General features: G+C 75.0%; 14 protein-coding genes. 8 read left to right on the forward strand and 6 right to left on the reverse strand.

What is annotated here, in order from left to right:
• Positions 1 to 178 precede the first annotated feature (178 nt).
• From ACIQOV_RS04880 to ACIQOV_RS04890, 3 genes are all read left to right on the forward strand, one after another.
• The gene (locus ACIQOV_RS04880; RefSeq protein ID WP_401044974.1) at positions 179 to 652 is read left to right on the forward strand and encodes a hypothetical protein; all 474 of its coding nucleotides are present in this window, start codon (positions 179 to 181) and stop codon (positions 650 to 652) included.
• Positions 649 to 2,244 carry a multicopper oxidase family protein gene (locus ACIQOV_RS04885; protein ID WP_401044975.1) on the forward strand — a complete coding sequence of 532 codons (1,596 nt, stop codon included), beginning with the start codon at positions 649 to 651 and terminating at the stop codon, positions 2,242 to 2,244. The genes ACIQOV_RS04880 and ACIQOV_RS04885 overlap by 4 nt, the downstream gene beginning before the upstream one ends.
• 109 nt (positions 2,245 to 2,353) lie before the next feature.
• Entirely contained in the window at positions 2,354 to 3,712 is a 1,359-nt protein-coding gene (locus ACIQOV_RS04890; RefSeq protein WP_401044977.1) for a DUF2252 domain-containing protein, read from the forward strand.
• 23 nt (positions 3,713 to 3,735) lie between these two features.
• Here ACIQOV_RS04890 and ACIQOV_RS04895 read toward each other — a convergent pair whose 3' ends face one another.
• Entirely contained in the window at positions 3,736 to 4,890 is a 1,155-nt protein-coding gene (locus ACIQOV_RS04895) for a Cmx/CmrA family chloramphenicol efflux MFS transporter (RefSeq protein WP_401044979.1), read from the reverse strand.
• Between the two features lie 310 nt (positions 4,891 to 5,200).
• Here ACIQOV_RS04895 and ACIQOV_RS04900 point away from each other — a divergent pair, with 310 nt between their 5' ends.
• Both ACIQOV_RS04900 and ACIQOV_RS04905 read left to right on the forward strand, forming a co-directional pair.
• Positions 5,201 to 5,710, forward strand: a complete 510-nt coding sequence (locus ACIQOV_RS04900; RefSeq protein WP_401044981.1) for a hypothetical protein — start codon at positions 5,201 to 5,203, stop codon at positions 5,708 to 5,710.
• Positions 5,711 to 5,909: 199 nt separating this feature from the next.
• Complete coding sequence (locus tag ACIQOV_RS04905; protein ID WP_401044992.1) at positions 5,910 to 6,827, forward strand: DUF6891 domain-containing protein; 918 nt, start codon at positions 5,910 to 5,912, stop codon at positions 6,825 to 6,827.
• Between the two features lie 218 nt (positions 6,828 to 7,045).
• Here ACIQOV_RS04905 and ACIQOV_RS04910 read toward each other — a convergent pair whose 3' ends face one another.
• Both ACIQOV_RS04910 and ACIQOV_RS04915 read right to left on the reverse strand, forming a co-directional pair.
• Positions 7,046 to 7,954 carry a diacylglycerol kinase gene (locus tag ACIQOV_RS04910; RefSeq protein ID WP_359897648.1) on the reverse strand — a complete coding sequence of 303 codons (909 nt, stop codon included), beginning with the start codon at positions 7,952 to 7,954 and terminating at the stop codon, positions 7,046 to 7,048.
• The gene (locus tag ACIQOV_RS04915) at positions 7,951 to 9,519 is read right to left on the reverse strand and encodes an FAD-binding oxidoreductase (RefSeq protein ID WP_401044983.1); all 1,569 of its coding nucleotides are present in this window, start codon (positions 9,517 to 9,519) and stop codon (positions 7,951 to 7,953) included. Before ACIQOV_RS04915 ends, ACIQOV_RS04910 begins: the two co-directional genes overlap by 4 nt.
• Before the next feature lie 74 nt (positions 9,520 to 9,593).
• On the opposite strand from ACIQOV_RS04915, the gene ACIQOV_RS04920 reads away from it, so the two are divergent.
• Complete coding sequence (locus ACIQOV_RS04920) at positions 9,594 to 10,202, forward strand: TetR/AcrR family transcriptional regulator (RefSeq protein WP_387727162.1); 609 nt, start codon at positions 9,594 to 9,596, stop codon at positions 10,200 to 10,202.
• Positions 10,199 to 11,794, forward strand: a complete 1,596-nt coding sequence (locus tag ACIQOV_RS04925; RefSeq protein ID WP_401044985.1) for a glycerol-3-phosphate dehydrogenase/oxidase — start codon at positions 10,199 to 10,201, stop codon at positions 11,792 to 11,794. The genes ACIQOV_RS04920 and ACIQOV_RS04925 overlap by 4 nt, the downstream gene beginning before the upstream one ends.
• Positions 11,795 to 11,858: 64 nt before the next feature.
• Here ACIQOV_RS04925 and ACIQOV_RS04930 read toward each other — a convergent pair whose 3' ends face one another.
• Together ACIQOV_RS04930 and ACIQOV_RS04935 are read right to left on the reverse strand one after the other, a co-directional pair.
• Positions 11,859 to 12,269 (reverse strand): hypothetical protein, encoded by a 411-nt coding sequence (locus ACIQOV_RS04930; protein ID WP_401044987.1) that lies wholly within the window; start codon positions 12,267 to 12,269, stop codon positions 11,859 to 11,861.
• Positions 12,270 to 12,407: 138 nt separating this feature from the next.
• The gene (locus ACIQOV_RS04935; protein ID WP_380352839.1) at positions 12,408 to 12,701 is read right to left on the reverse strand and encodes a hypothetical protein; all 294 of its coding nucleotides are present in this window, start codon (positions 12,699 to 12,701) and stop codon (positions 12,408 to 12,410) included.
• Positions 12,702 to 13,040: 339 nt separating this feature from the next.
• On the opposite strand from ACIQOV_RS04935, the gene ACIQOV_RS04940 reads away from it, so the two are divergent.
• Positions 13,041 to 13,616, forward strand: a complete 576-nt coding sequence (locus tag ACIQOV_RS04940; protein WP_359897655.1) for a TerD family protein — start codon at positions 13,041 to 13,043, stop codon at positions 13,614 to 13,616.
• On the opposite strand, the gene ACIQOV_RS04945 is transcribed toward ACIQOV_RS04940, so the two are convergent.
• Positions 13,598 to 14,977: an FAD-dependent monooxygenase gene (locus tag ACIQOV_RS04945; RefSeq protein WP_401044990.1), complete on the reverse strand. Its 1,380-nt coding sequence runs from the start codon at positions 14,975 to 14,977 to the stop codon at positions 13,598 to 13,600. The two genes, ACIQOV_RS04940 and ACIQOV_RS04945, sit on opposite strands and share 19 nt — an antisense overlap.
• Positions 14,978 to 15,187: the final 210 nt, after the last annotated feature.

Consider the following 15,187-nt stretch of genomic DNA (forward strand, 5'->3'; position numbering starts at 1 on the left):
GTGTACTTGAGGACGACTCAAGGGCATCCCCTTCCTTCGGGTGAGAACGACGGCCCGAGCGGGGGGTTCATGGGAACCGCATGACCGTCCAATGACCTTGACAAGGGCTGATCGTGATGTCGTATCGGCTACGCTCGCGCCCGCCCCGCCAGACCGTCGACGCAGAGAGTAGCCCGACATGAGCAGTCCTCCCGCGGCCCCCGCGCCCCGCTGGCCGCTGATCCTGCTGCGCGCCTCCACCACCCTGCTGGCCCTGCTGTCACTGCTCCAGGTCATGCTGGCCGGCAGCTTCCTGAACGGCACCTACGACTCCCTGAAGGACCACGAGGGCAACGCGATGATGCTGGCCACCGTGGTGGTGATCCAGCTCGCGGTGGCCGTCGCCGTCCGGTGGCCCGGCCGGGGCCCGCTCTGGCCGCTGTGGACCACCCTCCTGCTCACCGTCGCCGTCGTCGGCCAGATCACGGCCGGCTACGCCCGGGCGCTCGGTGTGCACGTCACGCTCGGCGTCCTGCTGGTCAGCGGCGTGCTGTTCGGCCTGGTCGGCGCCTGGCGGCTGCCGCTGCCCGCCAGGCACGCCCCGGCCGTCGGCGGTCCCGACGGCACCGGACGGCTGCCGCGCCCCGGCGGACCGGTGGAGGTGTCCCGGTGAACCGGCGCCGGTTCCTGGGCGTCGGCGCCTCCGTCCTCGGCGCGGGCGCCCTGGCCGCCGTCGCCGTCCCCTCCGCCGCCCGGCTGCTCGCCGAGGGCCGCCCCGGGCAACTGCTGAGCAGCGAACTCGACCTGCCGGAGGCCTTCCGGGCCGCGCTGCCGGTGCCGCCCGTGCTGCAGCCGGTGCGCAGCGACGCGACGAGCGACTACTACGAGATCACCCAGCAGGTCGCCAGGCTGGAGATCCTGCCCGGGGTACGGACCGAGGCCTGGACGTACGGGGGCGGCTTCCCCGGGCCGACCGTGGTCACCCGCGCCGGGCGGGCGGCGGTGGTCAAGCACCGCAACGAGCTGCCGGTGCCCTCGGTGACCCACCTGCACGGCGGACACACCCCGGCGGACAGCGACGGCTACCCGGTCGACCTGCTGCTGCCGGTCGGGTCCTCGGCGGACGCCACGTCCGGTACGGCCGGAATGGCGGGCATGCCCGGCATGGCGGGGATGGCCGGGACGGACCACCCGGCGGCCCGCACCGCCGTCGGCGAGCGCACGTACACCTATCCCGGCAAGCAGCGTGCCGCCACCCTCTGGTACCACGACCACCGGATGGGCTTCACCGGCCCCGGCGTCTGGCGCGGACTGGCCGGCTTCCACCTCGTGCACGACGACGAGGAGACCGCGCTGCCGCTGCCGCGCGGCGACCGGGACCTGCCGCTGATGATCGCCGACCGCGCCTTCGCCGCCGACGGCTCCTTCCGCTACCCCGCCGTCGACCCCGAGCTCGCCGAGCCGGGCGTCACCGACGCCTACGCCAACGGCGTGCTCGGCGACGTCATCCTGGTCAACGGCGCGCCCTGGCCCCGGCTGGACGTCGACCGGGCGCACTACCGGCTGCGGCTGCTCAACGCCTCCAACGCCCGGCTCTACCGGCTCGAACTCGACCCGCAGCCCGAGGGCGGCGGCGCCCTGGTCCAGATCGGCTCCGACGGCGGCCTGCTCGCCGCCCCGGTCCGGCACGACGGCATCGAGATCGCCCCCGCCGAACGCTTCGACGTCGTGGTCGACTTCTCCCGCTACGCGCCCGGCACCCGGGTCCGGCTGGTCAACCGCTTCGGCAGCGGCCGGACGGCCGAGGTGATGTGCTTCGACGTCACCGCGAAGCAACCGGCCGACGACGCGACGGTGCCCGACCGGCTCGCCACCGTCGAGGCCCTGGACGCCTCCGCGGCCGTCACCACCCGCGACTTCACCTTCCGGCGCAGCAGCGGCGACAGCTGGACCATCAACGGCCGCCCGTACACCCCCGGCCGGAGCATCGCCACGCCCGCCCTCGGCGCGGTCGAGCTCTGGCGCTTCTCCACCGACCTGCACCACCCGGTGCACGTCCACCTGGACCACTTCCAGGTGATCGGCCGCAACGGCGCGGACCCGGGCCCGTACGACGCGGGGTGGAAGGACACCGTGGACCTGCGTCCGGCCGAGGCGGTGGAGGTGCTCGTGCGCTTCACCGACTACGCGGGGGCGTACATGCTGCACTGCCACAACCTGGAGCACGAGGACATGGGGATGATGGCGGACTTCACGGTGCGCTGAGGAGCGGGCCACCCGGACGGCGCAGTGCCGGGGGGCGTGCGCTGCGCCCTCCGGCACTCCTGCCCTAGCGTCGCGGGAAGAGGACCCGCCGACGGACGGAGCCGCCGCCATGACCACCCCCGCCGAACGCCGCCGCCGCGGCCGGGCCGCCCGGGAGCGGATCTCCCGCTCCGCCCACGGCCGGTGGATCCCCGCCGCCGACCGGCCCGACCCGCTCGACGTGCTGGAACGGCAGTGCGAGGACCGGATCACCCGGCTGCTGCCGATCCGCCGCGGCCGGATGGCGGCGAGCCCCTTCGCCTACCTGCGCGGCGCCGCCGCCGTCCTGGCGGCCGACCTCGGCGCCCTCCCCGAGACCGGCCTCACCGTCCAGCTCTGCGGCGACGCCCACCTGTTGAACTTCGGCCTGTACGCCTCACCGGAACGCGCACTGCTCTTCGACGTCAACGACTTCGACGAGACCCACCCCGGCCCCTTCGAATGGGACGTCAAACGGCTCGCCGCCAGCGTCGCCGTCGCCGCCCGCGACAACGGCCAGGACGAGCAGCGGGCGCGCCGGGCCGCGCTCACCGCCGTCCAGGGGTACGCGGACGCCATGCGGCGACTGGCCGGGAAGGGCGAACTCGACGTCTGGTACGCCCGGGTGGACACCGCCGACCTCCCGGCACTGCTGGGCAAGCCGGGACAGCGCAAGCAACTGGAGTCCGGCCTCGCCCACGCCCGCAGCCGCACCAGCCTGCAGGCCTTCGGCAAACTCACCGAGGAACGGGACGGGCGGCGCCGGATCATCAGCGCACCGCCGCTGATCGAACCACTGAAACGGACCGAACTGCGCGCCGTCGGCCAGGTGTTCAGCGACTACCGGTCGACCCTCCCGGAGTCCCGCCGGGTGCTGCTGGACCGCTTCCGCTTCGTCGACGCGGCGACCAAGGTGGTCGGCGTGGGCAGCGTCGGCACCCGCTGCTACATCCTGCTGCTGGAGGGCGGGAACGGGCGCGACCCGCTGTTCCTCCAGCTCAAGGAGGCCGGCCGGTCGGTGCTGGAGGACCACCTGCCGCCGCTGCGGGTGGACGCCGAGGTCGCCGTCCACCACGGCGGCCGCCGGGTCGTCACCGGGCAGCACCTGATGCAGGCCGCCAGCGACATCTTCCTCGGCTGGACCACCGGCCCCGCCGGGCGCCACTACTACGGCCGCCAACTGCGCGACATGAAGGGCTCGACGGAGATCGCCGACCTCACCCCCTCCGGCCTGCGCGCCTACGCCGAGCTCTGCGGCCGCACCCTCGCCCGCGCCCACGCCCGCACCGGCGACCGCCTCGCCATCGCCGGCTACCTCGGCAGCGCGGACACCTTCGCCGAGGCCGTCGCCGACTTCGCGCTGCGCTACGCGGACCGGACGGTGGCCGACCACGGCGAGCTGGTCGCGGCGATCGCCGCCGGGCGGGTGGCGGCGACCCCGGGGGTGTGAACCGAGGCCGGGGGCGGCCCGGCTCAGCCGAGCCGCGGTCGCACCGCCGCGACCAGCAGCGCGGCGGCGACCAGCAGGCCGCCCGCGTAGAACGGGCCGAGCCGGCCGGCCGCCGTGCCGAGGGAGGCGGCGGCCAGCAGCGGGCCGGCGGTGGCGCCGAGGTTGAGGGCGGCGGTCGCACAGGCGCCGGCCAGGGCGGGGGCCCCGGCCGCCTCGTACAGCACCCGGGTGATCAGCGTGCCGCCGACCGCGAAGGACAGTGCGCCCAGCAGGAACACCAGCGGCAGCAGCGCGCCCGGCGCCCCGGCCAGAACGGCGAGCGCCGGCCAGCCCGCCAGCAGCAGCGGGCCGCCGACCGCGAGGACCGGACCGGGACGCCGGTCCGCGAGCCGCCCCGCGACGGTGACCCCGGCGAACGAGCCGGCGCCGAACAGCACCAGCGCGACCGGCACCCACAGCTCGCCCAACCCGGCGGGTCCGGTCACCACGGGGGCGAGGAAGGTGAAGGCGCCGAAGGTCGCCGCGTTCACCAGCGCGGCGAGGAGCATCGCGCGGAGCAGCCGGGGGCTACGCAGCTCGGCGAGCTCCGCGCGCAGCGCCGGGGCGGCGGAGAGGGTGCGGTCGGCCGAACCGGCTTGGGGTGACAGGCCTTTGGCGATGCCGACGGCGGCCGGCAGGCAGAGCAGCGTGACGGCCCAGAACGCGGCACGCCACCCGAACGCCGCGCCCAGCACCGCCCCGCCCGGGACACCGGCCACCGTCGCGACCGTCGTCCCCGAGAGCAGCACGGCGAGCGCCCGCCCCTTGCGGTCCGCCGGGACCAGCGCGGCAGCGGTGGTCAGCGCCACGGCCAGGAACCCGGCATTGGCGAGCGCGGCGACCACCCGGGTGGCCAACAGCAGCGGGAAGCTCGCGGTGACCGCCCCGACGGCGTGCGCCGCCGCGAACGTCAGCACGAACCCGAGCAGGCTGCCGCGCCCCGGCCGGTCGCGGACGAGAACGGCCATGAGCGGCGCACCGACCGCCATCCCGACCGCGAAGGCCGAGGTGAGCCCGCCGGCCGTCCCGACGGGGACGCCGAGGTCGGCGGCGAGGCCGGGCAGCAGCCCGGCGAGCATGAACTCCGAAGTGCCCATGGCGAACACGGCCAGGGCGAGCAGGTAGAGCGGAAAGGGCATCGAGAGGCTCCGAAGCGGGGCGATGGGAACGAGAAGGACGGACGTCTCGTCACCGCACGCTCAACCCCCGGGCGGCGCGGACGTGGCGCTCGCTCGGACCTCGGTGGTTCAGTGCTTCCGGGTTTCAGGGGGCTGACGGCGCGTGACCGAAAGCCCCCACCCTGGATGCCTCAGGGCTCGACATGCCCGGCACGCTACCCGACCCTCCGCCGTCGAAGCACCCGGTTTTCCAGGTGGCCGGGCCCGGTCCGCGGTCGTCCGCCTGCGCCGGGATCGTCACGCCGTCCAAGGTGCCCCGCAAGGGGGTTCGATGAATCGTGTAAGAATCGGCGGAGTCCTGGCCGCGACGGCCCTGTTGCCGCTGGCCGTGGGTGTGGTGGGGCGGTTGGAGTCCCGCAGTGGCGGACGGGCCGTGGTGGCCGACGCCCTGAACCGGCCGGTGCTGCTGGTCGGCGCGGCCGCCGTCCTGCTCCTGGCCGCGCGCCTGGTCCGCGGCCGTCGGGACACGGTCGGCGGGGTGGTGACGGCGGTCGGGGTCCTCGGGCTGCTGTCCGCGGTGGGCGCGTCCGTCCTCGGCTCGTTCCAGGAGCCGGTCCGCTCGGACACCCGCACGAGCTCCCCGGGCCGGACGGACCACGTCCTGACCGTGGTCGACCGCGGCTACTCGGAGCAGGAGAGCAACACCTTCCACATCGCACTGGAGACCGGCACCGGCCTCTCGGCCCGCCGCTGGCACGTCCTCACCGTCGACCCCGCCACCGGCGAACCGACCCTCACCGAGAGCGTCGGCGAGCTGAAGTCCCTCGTCCAGAGGGCCTGAGCCCGGACGACGGGGGCGTTCGCCGCCGAGGAGCCGGTGCTGCGGGTGCTGTGCCCGTGGCAGTCCCTGCCGCGTGCTGCTGGAGACGGCGGCCGTGGCGGCGGCCGTGGCCTTCGTGGCCGGCCGGGTGCGGGCGCACCGGGTCTGAACTGCGGGATCGTCCGCGGGGATTGTCAGTGGCGTGTGCAAGGGTGACGTCATGCTGGCGATCGCGGTGCAGACGAACGAGACGCGGCACCTGAGGGTGTCCGCGGACGAACTGGCGGGGATGGTCCGGCGCATCGGTGCGCCGGACGACCGCTTCCTCGTCGTGGAGCGGATACCGGACCTGCCGGACGTGTACGTGCAGGTGTGGCACGCCGACGGCGAGGAGTACACGCTGGAGCACCGGGACGGTTCCGCCGAGCGGCACTTCGAGGTGCGGCTGGACGGGCCCGAGCCGGTGGTCGAGGCGATGACGGGCTGGGCGCGCGGTGCGGCGGGCTGGGACGAGGGCCTGGACTGGCGGCCGCTCGACCTGGGCCCGGCGCCGGAGCCGGTGCCGCCGATAGACCTGGAGGCGGGCGAGCGGAGGGAGTTGGAGGAGCGGTTGCGGCTGACGCTGGCCTGCGGCTACACCGACCGTGCCGGGCTCGCCGAACAGGCCGAGGAGCACCTGGTCGCGCGCGACCGCCGCCCGCTCTCGCGCCCGCAGGCCGAGCAACTCGCCGACCGGCTCTGGCTGGAGCGGGTCGGCGAGCAGAGCGGCTGGATCGGCGAGACGGATCCGGAGCGCCTGACCAGGGCCTTCGCCGCCCTGGAGGCGGGCGGCCTCACGGCCCGGGAGGACTTCGGCTGCTGCCGCTCCTGTGCCGACGCCGAGATCGCCGAGGCCGGCGCCCCCGAAGCGCGCGGCTTCGTCTACTTCCACGCCCAGTGCACCGAGTCCGCCGCCGCCGGCCACGGCCTGTCCCTGCTGTACGGCGGCTTCGACGGTTCCCGGGCGACCACCGTCGCGGTCGGGAAGGAGGTGGTCGCCGCCCTGGCGGAGGCCGGCCTGCCGACGGTCTGGAACGGCGACCCGTCCCACGCGATCGAGATACGCCCGCTGCTGTGGCGCCGCCGCCTGGGCGCGTGAGACCGGGGGGCGGCAGCCGGCGGGTGGTCAGGTGCGCCGGCGGGTCCAGCGCCAGTAGTTGGTGAGGCCGAGGCCGGCGCCGAGGAGGACGGCGCCGACGGGGATGAGGGGGAGCCACAGGGTGGCGACGGCCGCGTACTCGACGACCGCCCTCCCGCCGGTGACCGGTGACTGATGCCGCGGTCCGGCCCGTGGGACCGGACCGCGGCATCAGCCTCTCACGGCACCAGCACCCGCAGGGCGTCCTTGGCGACCGCGACGTCCACCGGGAGCGGGGCGATGAACTCCCCGTCGGCGTAGGCGGTGATGCCGGGGGACTCGATCCGCAGGGACTCGGTGCGCAGCGTGGTGACCTCCGGGTAGGTGACGTGGGTGCCCTTGAAGAGGGTCGGGAAGAAGCGGGCGATGCGCAGCCGGGGCATGGCGTCGACGAGGGTGAGGTCGAGCAGCCCGTCGTCGGGGAGGGCGGCGGGGCACATCAGCATGCCGCCGCCGTAGCTGCGGGTGTTGCCGACGGCGGCCAGGGTGAGATCGCGTTCGATGACGGTGCCGTCGGCGAGGGTGATGCGGAACGGCAGCGGGCGCAGGTTGGCGAACTCGGCGAGGATGGCGAGGTTGTAGCGCATCCGGCCGCGCGGCCAGCGCAGCCGGTTGGCGCGGTCGCTGACCAGGGAGTCGAAGCCGGTGGCGAGGACGGAGCCGTACCAGCGGACGGCGCCGTCCGGGCCGGTGATCCGGCCGAGGTCGATGCCGCGGGTGCGTCCGGCGGCGATGACGTCGGCGGCGGCTTCGGGGGCACCGAGCGGCAGGCCGTACTCGCGGGCGTGGTCGTTGCCGGTGCCGGCGGGTATCACGCCGAGCGGGACGGGGGTGCCGGCCAGGGCCTGGAGGGCGAGGTTGATCATGCCGTCGCCGCCGACGACGGCCACCGCGTCCACCCCGCCGGCCACCGCCTCGCGGGCGAGGCGGACGGCGTCCTCGGGGGAGCGCCCGGCGTGCGGTTCGACCTGGACGCCGAGGGCCCGCAGCCGGGCGGTGGCCCGGTGGGCGGCGGGTTCGGCATGGCCGGCGCCCGCCGCCGGGTTGGTGAGAACGGCGACCCTGCGGACGGTTCTCACCTCGTTCACGGGATCAACTTGCCCGGGTTGAGGATGCCCGCCGGGTCGAGTTCGGCCTTGACGGCGCGCAGGATGCGCACGCCGAGGTCGCCGATCTCCTCGGTCATCCAGGGCCGGTGGTCGGCGCCGACGGCGTGGTGGTGGCTGATGGTGCCGCCGGCGCCGAGGATGGCGTCCCCGGCGGCGCGCTTGGCGGCGCCCCAGCGGGTGAGCGGCTCCTCGCCGAGGGCGGCGACGACGGTGAAGTAGAGCGAGGCACCGGTCGGGTAGACGTGCGAGACGTGGCAGAGCACGAGGGAGCCGGGCAGGGCGCCGGTGAGCGCCTCGGTGACGGCGGTGCGCAGGGCCGGCAGGCGGCTCCAGCTCGTCGCGGTCTCCAGGGTCTCGCACAGCGCGCCCGCGCTGAGCAGCGAGTCGCGCAGGTAGGGGGCGTTGAACCGGCCGTGCTCCCAGGCCCGGGCGGGGACCTCGCCGAGCGAGGTGCCGCCGGTGGCGAGCAGGGTGTCGCGGGTGAGCTGCAGGCGGGCGGCGACCTGGGCGGCGGTGCCCTCGAAGACGGTGACGGCCAGGCAGCCGGTGACCGCCGGGGCACCGCCGATCTGCTCGGTCATGGCCAGGTTGATCATGGTCTCGGCCTCGTCGGAGAGCCGGATCACGGTCGGGCCGGTGCCCTGCTGCTCGACGGCGCGCAGCGCGGCGGTGCCGGTGGCGAAGTCGGGGAAGCTCCACGCCTCGTACGCCTTGACGGCGGGCAGCGGGTGGACGCGCAGCCGGACGGCGGTGATCACGCCGAGGGTGCCTTCAGAGCCGAGGAAGAGCTGGCGCAGGTCGGGGCCGGCGGCGGAGGCGGGGGCGCGGCCGAGGTCGAGGATCCCGGCGGGGGTGACGACGCGCAGTCCGCGCACCATCTCGTCGAAGCGTCCGTACCCGGCGGAGTCCTGGCCGGAGGAGCGGGTGGCCGCGAAGCCGCCGATGGTCGCGTAGCGGAAGCTCTGCGGGTAGTGGCCGAGTTCCCAGCCGCGTTCGGCGAGCAGTGCCTCCGCGGCCGGGCCGGTGAGGCCGGCGCCGAGGACGGCTTCGCCGGAGGTCTCGTCGAGGTCGAGCAGCTGGTCGAAGCGGCGCAGGTCGAGGGAGACGACGGCGTCGAAGGCTCCGCGCTCGGGGTCGAGGCCGCCGACCACGCTGGTGCCGCCGCCGAACGGGACGACGGCGATGCGGCGTTCGGCGCACACCGCGAGGACGGCGGCGACCTCCTGCTCGCTGCCGGGCAGCACGACGGCGTCGGGGGCGTCCTGTGCCTCGCGGCTGCGGCGGCGCAGCAGGTCGGGGGTGGACTTGCCGCCGGCGCGCGGCAGCCGGTCGGCGTCGGCGGCGCTGACGTGGGCCTCGCCGACGGCGGCGGCGAGCGCCTTGAGGTCCTCGGCGGAGATCCGGGACGGGCGCAGGACGACCTCGTCGGCGCCGGGCCCGGGGGCGGCGTCGCCGGTGACGCCGAGGGCGGCGGCGAGCAGTCCCTTGATGTCGGCGGACAGTTCCTTGGCGAGGGCCGGGTCGCCCCAGGCGTCCCACTTCATCGGGGGGAGCGGAAGTGCGGCGCCGGCCGGTCCCGCTTGCGTCTCAGGTGCCATGCGTTACAGTTTCACACATCATGTCAAGTAGTAACGCTGAGCCTCAGACGCCGCCCCCGGCCCCCGGGGAGCGCAGCACCGACGACGCGATCCTGGACGCCGCCGCCGACCTGATCGTCCATCTCGGCGTGCGCCGGACCCAGTTGTCCGAGATCGCCCGCCGCGCCGGGGTCAGCCGCCCGACCGTCTACCGCCGCTGGCCGGACGTCCGGGCGGTGATCGGCGCGCTGCTCACCCGGGAGATCCTGACCACCCTGGAGGGCGCCGGGCTGGACGTCCACGACCGGGAGACCCTCGTCGAGCGGGTCGTGGAGATCGCCGTCCGGCTGCGCGACCACCCGGTGCTCGGCGCGCTGCTGCACTCCGACGACTCCGACCTGCTGCTCCAGTACGTCGTCGAGCGGCTCGGCGCCAGCCAGCGCGGCCTGCTGGAGGCGCTGCGCGCCGGCATCGAACACGGCCAGGCGCACGGCTCGATCCGGGCCGGCGAGCCGCTCGAACTGGCCGCCATGGTCCTGCTGATCGCCCAGTCCACCGTCCAGTCGCACCGCATGGTCGCCTCCCTGCTGCCCGAGGCGGCCTGGCGGCGCGAACTGGCCAGAGCACTGAACGGATACCTCGCGCCATGACCCCCACCGCAGGCCCGCACGCGGGCCCGTACGCGGGCACCGGCCGGCTCGACGCCGCCCGCCGCACGCTGGAACTCCAAGCGCTCGGCGACGACCCCCGGATCGACCTCCTGGTCGTCGGAGGCGGCGTCACCGGCGCCGGAGTGGCCCTGGACGCGGCCTCGCGCGGCCTGCGCACGGTGCTCGTCGAGGCCCGCGACCTCGCCTTCGGAACGAGCCGCTGGAGCTCCAAGCTGGTGCACGGCGGCCTGCGCTACCTCGCCTCCGGGCAGATCAAGGTGGCCCGGGAGAGCGCCGTCGAGCGCGGCGTGCTGATGACCCGCACCGCCCCGCACCTGATCCGGGCGCTGCCCCAACTGGTGCCGCTGCTCCCCGACCTGCTGCGCCCGGGCCAGGCCGCGCTGATCCGCACGGGCTTCCACGCCGGGGACGCGCTGCGCCTGACGGTCGGCACCCCGGGCGCGCTGCTGCCCCGGGTGCGCCGGATCGACGCCGACCGGACCCGCCGGCTGGTGCCGGGTGTGCGGACGGACGGGCTGCGCGGCTCGCTGGTCGCCCACGACGGCCAACTGGTGGACGACGCCCGGCTGGTGGTCGCGCTGGCCCGGACCGCCGCGCAGTACGGGGCGACCGTGCTGACCAGGGTGCGCGCCGAGCAGGTCGACGGTACCTCGGCCCGGCTGGTCGACACCCTGACCGGGCGGGAGCTGGCCGTCCGGGCCGGCGCGGTGGTCAACGCCACCGGCGTCTGGGCGGGCGAGGTGGACACCTCGATCAAGCTCCGGCCCAGCCAGGGCACCCACCTGCTGGTGGACGCGGAGGCGCTCGGCCATCCGACCGCGGCCCTCACCGTGCCGGTGCCCGGCTCCACCAGCCGGTTCGTCTTCGCCCTGCCGCAGCAGCTCGGCCGGGTCGCGATCGGCCTGACCGACGAGGACGCCCCGGGTCCGATCCCGGACGAGCCGCAGCCCACCGAGGCCGAGCGCTCGTTCCTCCTGGACACCGTCAACGCCGCCCTCGCCACCGCCCTGACCGGCGCGGACGTGCGCGGCGCGTACGCCGGTCTGCGTCCGCTGATCGACACCGGGGACGGCAGCACCGCCGACATCTCCCGCGAGCACGCGGTACTGGAGAGCCCGTCCGGGGTGATCACCGTGGTCGGCGGCAAGCTCACCACCTACCGCCGGATGGCCGAGGACGCGGTGGACACCGCCGTCCGGCTGCGCGGCCTGCCCGCCCGCGCCTGCTGGACGGCCCGGCTGCCGCTGATCGGCGCCCCCGGTCACGGGGACAGCCGCCCGCTGCCGGCCGGCGCGGGGGCCGTCGGCGAGGTGCCCGCCTCGCTGCTCGCCCGCCACGGCGGCGCGGCCCACGAGGTGCTGGCGGCGGGGGAGTTGACGCCGATCGCGGAGGGTCTGGACGTGACCCGCGCCGAGATCGCCCACGCCGTCAGCCACGAGGGCGCGCTGGACGCGGCCGACGTGCTCGACCGCCGCACCAGGATCGGGCTGGTCGCGCAGGACGCGGACCGGGCCCGCGAGGCGGTCGAGGAGATTGTGGCGGAGTGCCTCGGGGAGGTTCGGGGGAGCTGACGCGTCGGGCGGTTCCACCCGCCGCGCCGACCGGTCGGCGCGACGGGCCGGGGCCCGGGGATTGTCAGGCCGCGGCCCGGGGGAAGGGGTCGAGGTCCGGCTCCACCCAGGTGGTCCGGGCCTGCTCGGTCGCGAGCGTCCCCGGACGGTAGTGGCGGGCGAGCAGGTCCTTGTCGAGCAGGTCCGGGTGCAGGGCGGCGAACTGCTCGAAGCCCGTCGCGTCGTCGTCCGCGTGGAGGGCCACCAGCTCGACCCAGGCCCGGGTCATGGTGACGTGGAACTTCTGCGGCGCGCCGGCCTTGGTGGCGGTGCGCAGGATGCCCTCGCCGATCAGGTCGAGGGCGGCGGTGGCGCCGTGGCGGCGTACGGCGAGCCAGGTGAGCCGGACGTGCTGGCGGTGGCCGAAGCGCTCGGCGTCGGCCATCACCTCGCGCAGCAGCTCGTCGAAGGCGTCGGGGGTCGCGGGGGTGGTCATGCGCAGGCCTTCGTCGTCTGTGTGGGGGTCGTGGGGCGCGGCTCGTGGGCGTCCGGCTCGTGGAGGCGGCTCGTCCGCGCCGACCCTGGATCGTACGGTTTTCCGATATTCAGGGGCAAACCACCCGAACGGGGTGTTTCAGCGCGCCGTGCGCTCGGGCATCGGGTGCTCGGCGCCGGACAGCTCCAGGACGCAGGCGAGCGGGTGCTCGGCCCGGCCGGTGCGGTCGAGCCGGACCGCGAGCGGCTTCGGCGGCTCCTCGGCGACCTGGGCGGCGAGGGTCAGCGGGTAGACACCGTGCCCGTGGACGCGGTGGAAGGCGCACTCCTTGCCGTCGACCAGCAACTCGGTCTCGGTGATCCAGCCGGACCGGACGTTGACGGTCACCGAGTGCCCGCCCCGGTCGAGGTGGAAGCTGTACCGCTGGCGCATCGGGACCTCCGGCGACCGGGCCTGCGACGAGGGGAAACGGGGGGACGAGCCGACGAGGGGAAATCCACTGCCAGTCTAGGGCGGGAGGTCGTCAGGGTGCTCGGCATGCGGAGCACAGCGCGCTGCGGATCGAGATCGACGCCGTGCAGTGACGGCGTGTCTTTACGGCGTGCAGTGACGGCGTGCAATGACGCCGTGACCTGCGCTGCGGCGGCTCCCGCGCACGGTTCCCGTGCGCGACCCGGAGAAAATCCCGGGGCGGGCCCGCCTCCAGACGGATTCTCGTGATCTCTACAGTGTTGTAGATTCGTCCACAGGGAGAGATCCGAGGAGGGCATTGTGGGAGTTTCGCTGGCCAAGGGCGGCAACGTCTCGCTCAGCAAGGAGGCGCCCGGTCTGAGCGCCGTGATCGTCGGTCTCGGCTGGGACGTGCGCACCACCACCGGGGCCGACTACGACCTGGACGCCAGCGCGCTGCTGTGCAACGCGCTGGGCAAGGTGGTCTCGGACCAGCACTTCGTCTTCTTCAACAACCTCCGCAGCCCCGATGGTTCGGTCGAGCACAGCGGCGACAACCTGACCGGCGGCGGGGACGGGGACGACGAGCAGATCAAGGTCGACCTGGACCGCGTCCCGGTCGACGTGGCCAAGGTGGTCTTCCCGGTGTCGATCTACGACGCCGACGCCCGGCTGCAGAACTTCGGCCAGGTGCGCAACGCGTTCATCCGGATCGTCAACCAGGCCAACGGCCTGGAGATCGCGCGCTACGACCTGACCGAGGACGCCTCGACCGAGACCGCGATGGTCTTCGGCGAGCTGTACCGCAACGGCGTGGAGTGGAAGTTCCGTGCCATCGGCCAGGGCTACGCCTCCGGCCTGCGCGGCATCGCGACCGACTACGGCGTGAACGTCTGACCGTTGTCGTCGCCGCCGGCGGCGTCACCGGTGCCGTCCGCGCCACCATGGTGGACGTCACCACCGTCGACGTCCGTCCGCCCCGCGCGGGTTGACGTGGTTTCGGCGGTCGCCGCGAGCGCTCGGCCGGTACGGTCGAGCGCGTGGCCGCCGAAACCCCCGCCGCCGGTGAACTGGTGCTGCCACCAGGCGGCCATGCCCGGCTCGTCCATCCCCGTCCAGTCCGGCGCCCCGGTGACCTGGGCCCGGCCGAGGGTGCGGCCCAGCTCCACCAACTCCCGCCCGGACTCCGTCCGTTCGCGGTCGTAGGTGGCCAGCAGGGCCGACCAGGAGCCGGCCTCCCGCCCCGCCAGTTCGAAGGCGTGGGCGTCCTGCATCGCCTTGACCGCGCCGCTGGTGTTGTGCGGGCGCACCACGGTGGCGGCGTCCCCGCCGATGAGCAGCCGGCCGGCCGTGCGGCGCGGGGCCGCCAGGTCGTAGATCGGCTGCAGGAAGGTCCGTTCGCGCGGGGTCAGGGTGACCAGGCCGGCCCAGTACGGCGGCAGGTGCCGCTCGGCGAGCTGCCGCAGTTCGTCCAGCTGCCCGTCGAGGAGGCTGCCCGCCGGGATACTGGTCGGGCCGTCCAGCCGCAGCCAGGCGGGTGTGGGGGCGTAGAAGACCCAGTTCACCTGGGTGCGGCCGGGTTCGACCCCGGGGATGCGGTAGATCACCACCTGGCCGCCGGGGTAGCAGGCGGTGATGCACTGCTCCTCGGGCCAGGGCGCCGCGCCGCCGGGCAGCTCGGCGAGCAGGGCGGCGTCGTAGCTGCCGCGCCAGCACACGTACCCGGCGTACTCGGGTTCGGCCCGGGGGCAGACGGCCGCGCGGACCACCGAGCGGTAGCCGTCGGCGCCGATCACCAGGTCGTACGTCTCGCGGCCGCCACCCGCTTCGGCCCAGGCGCCGTCGGGCCCGTTGCCGACGGCCGTCACGGTGGTGCCCAGCCGGAACTCGACCTGCCGGGGCGTCCGTTCGCGCAGCGCCTGCCAGAGCACGCCCCAGTGGTGGGAGTGGAAGGGGAAGGGCTGGGCCCAGAGCAGCCGACCGCAGCCGTCCGGTCCGTCGCCCTCGCCGGCCGCGCCCCGGGCGACCCAGCGGCGGACGGTGAGGCGGTGGCGGCGGGTGTCCGCGTCGAGGTGCCCGGTCCGGACCAGTTCGTCGAAGCGGTCGTTGTGGGTGCACAGCCCCACGCCGCGGTCCTCCAGCCGGCCGGGGCTGCGTTCCAGCACCACCACGCGTTCCGCGCCGAGCCGGGCGGCGGCGCCGGCGAACGCGCTTCCGGCGATGCTGCCCCCGACCACGGCCACCGAGCCACCCCGCACGGCCGCTCCTCTCCCGAGCTCGTGTCGTCCCCGCGGCGCCGCGGCGATGTCCGGGACGCCGTTGCGTCGCCCCCGCGGTGTCCGGGGCACGACGATACGCCGCCGACCGGGTTCCGGCGGCGTGTTCGAGCCATCCGGAGGGCCGTCCGGAGGGTCGTCCGGTGGGGTCCCGGGGCGTCCGGTCGGGCGCCTCCGGGGGTCGTCCGGAGG

It is taken from the genome of Kitasatospora sp. NPDC091257 (assembly GCF_044757675.1).
In the GTDB taxonomy this organism is placed as follows: domain Bacteria; phylum Actinomycetota; class Actinomycetes; order Streptomycetales; family Streptomycetaceae; genus Kitasatospora; species Kitasatospora lactacystinica.